The sequence below is a fragment of the Candidatus Desulfolinea nitratireducens genome (assembly GCF_982879505.1).
In genome coordinates this window covers 1-4348 of the sequence record NZ_CEYOSI010000212.1, presented here as the reverse complement: position 1 = coordinate 4348, position 4348 = coordinate 1, and the positions used below count along the sequence as shown (strand labels likewise).

Annotated in this window: 5 protein-coding genes; 1 reads left to right on the top strand and 4 read right to left on the bottom strand. The window is 46.3% G+C overall.

The window, feature by feature from the left end:
- Window positions 1–209 (bottom strand): helix-turn-helix domain-containing protein (locus AC3DOM_RS14785; RefSeq protein ID WP_487919813.1); only part of this gene is annotated, 209 nt, incomplete at its 3' end.
- A gap of 198 nt (window positions 210–407) precedes the next feature.
- Window positions 408–1184: an SH3 domain-containing protein gene (locus tag AC3DOM_RS14780; RefSeq protein WP_487919812.1), complete on the bottom strand. Its 777-nt coding sequence runs from the start codon at window positions 1182–1184 to the stop codon at window positions 408–410.
- A 577-nt stretch (window positions 1185–1761) separates the two neighbouring features.
- Here AC3DOM_RS14780 and AC3DOM_RS14775 point away from each other — a divergent pair.
- A complete protein-coding gene (locus AC3DOM_RS14775; protein ID WP_487919811.1) occupies window positions 1762–3588 on the top strand; it encodes an aldehyde ferredoxin oxidoreductase family protein in 1827 nt (608 codons plus the stop codon).
- Between the two features lie 54 nt (window positions 3589–3642).
- On the opposite strand, the gene AC3DOM_RS14770 is transcribed toward AC3DOM_RS14775, so the two are convergent.
- Both AC3DOM_RS14770 and AC3DOM_RS14765 read right to left on the bottom strand, forming a co-directional pair.
- Window positions 3643–3900 (bottom strand): MoaD-like domain-containing protein, encoded by a 258-nt coding sequence (locus AC3DOM_RS14770; protein ID WP_487919810.1) that lies wholly within the window; start codon window positions 3898–3900, stop codon window positions 3643–3645.
- 1 nt (window position 3901) lies between these two features.
- Window positions 3902–4180, bottom strand: coding sequence for a ubiquitin-like small modifier protein 1 (locus AC3DOM_RS14765; RefSeq protein WP_487919809.1), 279 nt, complete (start codon window positions 4178–4180; stop codon window positions 3902–3904).
- Window positions 4181–4348: the final 168 nt, after the last annotated feature.

Below are 4348 nucleotides of genomic sequence, written 5' to 3'. Positions count from 1 at the left end.
TTTTCGTTTTCAGCGTTATCTTCCATAAAATTGAAGTCGAGGCTTTCACTCAGGCATTGCAGGGTATATGAGCGTGGATCAACTTCTCCGCTTTCGATTCGCTGAATCGTGCGCGGACTGACCTCACATTTTTCAGCCAGTTCCTCCTGGGTGAAGCCTTTTTGCTGACGTAATTCAATTACTCTGAGTCCAAGATCGGGTTGGTTCATTATGTTCTCCTTTCAAGATTCAACTCCCATTATAGAAATTACGCCAGGAATTACCATGTCGTGTATACGCCATTTATACGACACTTTGTTTTGATGGGCAATATTGTTCGTTTTCCATTTATTTTCAGGCCAGGTTAGTCGGCAAAAAAAGAGCGACTCGATTGGGAGTCGCTCTTTTCGTTTTGCTGCAATGTCAGATTATGGACATTCGATCTTATAACTACTCTCTGCCTGCTTGTTATTTGGGCCTATAACCACCAGTTTCACCCAATAGCTCCCGGCAGTTAGTGGGGGAACAAAACTATCTGCAACAGATGTTGAACCACCGGTATCAAAATCGGTTGCATGGTCAGTTATTACGCCGTTTTGTTGAGTATCGAAATGCCATGTAGCAGTTCCCGGCCCATTCATCGTAATACTTCCTTTAAGTTCCAGGGGTTGGATCGGGCCAAAACAGCCGGGCACAGAGATCGTATCCGGTTTTTCGATGCTCACGCCGGTTACCGAAGCTATGGATTGGTTAATCACTGGCAAGGCCGCCAGATTTCCAGAAGTGTTGGTCACACTGGCTGCCACCCAGCAGGGGGTTGTAGGGGTGTTGGGCAAAGCCACATACCACCAGGAGGCCGTAGAATTTTTCCCCTTGATCTCGGCCGGTTGGCCTTCCACCAGTGCGCCAACGGCTGCCCATTCAGTGCCATAGCCGAAGCGGCAGTTGACATTCAGATCATTGGGCCATGCGACCGGCACGGTGGGTGTGAATGTGGCGGTGGGTAGAGGCGTATCTGTGGGAAGGGGCGTTGCAGATGGGATCGGGGTTGCAGTGGATTCCGGGGGGAGGGGAGTGTTTTCCAGCGTAGGTGCAGGGGATGGAGCTTCATTCTCATCATTTTGAGTTGTCGCATTTGTGGGCAAGTTGCAAGATGAGACTAAGATGACTAAGATTAATAGTAGAGATAAATTACGAAGTTTCATGGGACCTCCATAAGGATTGATGTTATTCCAATAATAGTCTGCGTGAAGATGCAGATAAATCAGTTTATCTGGAATAGTAGCAAATTGCAATAGGCTTTTGGACTTTACCAAAGAAACAAATACTAAAATAAAAAGACCCAACGTCTTTTTTATGAACTGAACTGCGCACTATAGATAAGACACAAAAAGAAAGCTCCCGTTGTGGTCATATTGATTATTTGCTAAAACAATCAGCTTCAATTTAAATTACTATTTACCCAGGTTTCAAATAATTTCTCTTGAATATCCCAGAAAGGTTTTGGCATGAATTTATTCTTTTCACCCTACGTTAAATTTGCTCCAAATTCTGCACTATCGGTAATGATTTCACGACAATGAAGCGGGGAGTCCCAGCAAAGCCAGCCATCTCTCCCTTCACTGGTTTTTTTTCGCGAATTGCCTGTTGGGGAAATTTTATAGATTATTTATGGAAGTGAATAAATATTGCTTGACTCTGTTTGCCTAAAATGCTATGCTGATACTATGGTTTCAGACAACAACTAGCTGTGTATATCTTTTAGAAGAGGAGACTAATATTATGAAATTAGGCGGTTACGCAAATCGGATTTCGTGGATTGATCTGACGGCGGGCAAAGTAGAGCATAAGCCCGTACCAGAAGAGGATGCGCAGAAATATATTGGCGGGCGCGGTCTGGGGGTCAAATTTGTCTTTGACAATGGCCCGCAGGTAGACCCGCTTTCTCCTGATAATCTTCTCTGCTTTATGAATGGCCCGCTGACCGGATCAGAAGCCAATATGAGCGGCCGCATGGCCGTTGTGACCAAGTCGCCACTCACAGGCACGGTAACCGACAGTCATCATGGCGGTTGGAGTGCAGCTCGCCTGCGCTGGGCTGGTTTTGATGGCCTGGTATTCAAGGGCAAAGCTGAGAAACCTGTTTATGCCTATATTCATAACGGCGAATTGGAACTCCTGGATGCTTCAGAAGTATGGGGTAAAGGTGTCCATGACACAGTCAAATTCTTCCAGGGAAAATATGGCGAAAAAGATTTGAGCGTGATCACCATCGGACAGGCTGGAGAAAAACTGGTCAAATATGCTTGTTGGATGAATGAAGATGATCGAGCCAGCGGTCGTGGCGGCACTGGCTGCGTAGGCGGTAGCAAGAACTTAAAAGCTGTTGTTATCAAAGCTGAAAAAGCCATTGTTAAAGCTGAAGACCGTGATGTTTGGAAACCCGTACAACAGCGCGTTCTCAAAACCATTATGGCGGAAGAGAATATCACCAGCCCACGCAAAGGCGGTCTCTCGGTTTATGGCACTAATGTATTGATGAATATTACCAACAGCATAGGCGCTTTACCTGCAAAAAACAGCATGTTTACGTCTTTTGGTGATGACGCTGAATTAATTAGCGGCGAGTATGTAAAAGAAAACTTGCTGGTCAACGACCCGACCTGTCACGCCTGCCCGGTAGCCTGCAAAAAAGAAGTGGAAGTTAAAGATGGGCCTTACAAAGGCCTACGTATGGAATCGCTTGAGTACGAACCAGCCTGGTCAGTGGGTGCAAACTGCGGTAATAACGATGCCCGCCTGGTTGCCAAAATGATTGATCTGGCAAATGATTACGGCTTCGACGCCATTGAAATCGGTCACCCTCTCTCTGTTTGGATGGAAGCCAGCGAAAAAGGCTACACCAATGGTGAGGGCGAACTGGCTTGGGGCGATCCTGATGGTATGACCAAAGCTGCTGAAATGGTTGGCATGCGTGAAGGCTTCGGCGAAGTACTGGCTGAGGGTGCAAACGCAACCGCTGCACATTTTGGTCACCCAGAATTGGCGATGACAGCCAAAGGCCAGGGTATCCCTGCTTATGATCCCCGCGGTCTCAAAGGTGAGGGCTTGGGCTACGCCACATCCAACCGAGGTGCCTGCCATTTGCGCGCTTATACCCCAGCTGCTGAGCTTGGTGTGATGCCTTTCAACTCACTCAAAGTCGATCCTTTGGCTTGGAAAGGCAAAGGCGAGCTCGTTAAGATCTTCCAGGATTTCCACGCCTTCTCTGACAGCATGGATATCTGCAAGTTCAGTGCTTTTGCTATGGGTGCAGATGAATATGCCCTGCAATACTCCGCTATGGTTGGCGTGCCCTACACAGCAGAAGATGTAATGAAAACCGGTGAGCGCATTTACAATCTGGAACGCCACTATAACAATCTGGCCGGTTTCGGCGAAGGCAGCGATATATTGCCCAAACGTTTCACTGAAGAGCCATCCACCATGCCTGGCTCAGAAGGTCATGTCTGTGAGTTAGACGATATGCTCGGTGAATACTACGAGCAACGTGGCTGGGAAAATGGTGTTGTACCCGAAGCTAAACTTAAGGAACTGGAGATCATCTAGTTTCAGATTCCTCCATGAACAAAAAAAGAGACAGCCAATTGGCTGTCTCTTTTTTTATCCGCCTGCGCGGAGTGTTTTTTGACCAAAGACTTTGAGAAAATCATCAACTGCATGATCTTCAATTTGGATTTCCAGAAGTGTCTGCCCAATGGATAATGACCCGATCTTAAAGGGTTCCATGCGGGACATATCAACGGTCCACCCCGGACCCTGAACTTGATTCTCGTTTAGAGACTTTCCTCCCATCTCTTCCAAATATTCCTTTAAAAGAAAGAACGGAATTCCGCGCATCTCACGGATAATAGTCTTCATGCTAACCACCTCCTACCGGAGGGAAAATATCTATTTTGTCGTCAGTCTTGATAATTGTGTCAAACTTCTTTTCAAGGTATACGGCTTCGCGGCCGTTTATGAACAGTTTCATATGGCTATAGAAGCGGTTATTTTCATCAAACAACTCTGCTTTTAGTGCCGGCTCTTTTTCAATCAGCAATTCCGCCAGTTCCATGGCCGTTGTATTAGGCGGCACATCCACTTCCACGAACTTCTCTCCTGCGATTGCACGTAAAGTTGCATATAAATGGACTTTCATTCTCACATACTCCTTAAAATACGGTTACTGGAGAAAATGTACCAAATCAGTGTATTTATTGATTAGGACTTATGCAGTAAAAAGCGTTTTTTAGGCTCGAAGGGGATTTGCAATCCCCGTGTTTATGAGAAATCGCTGGATTGCAAATCCAGCCAGAGCCTAAAATGC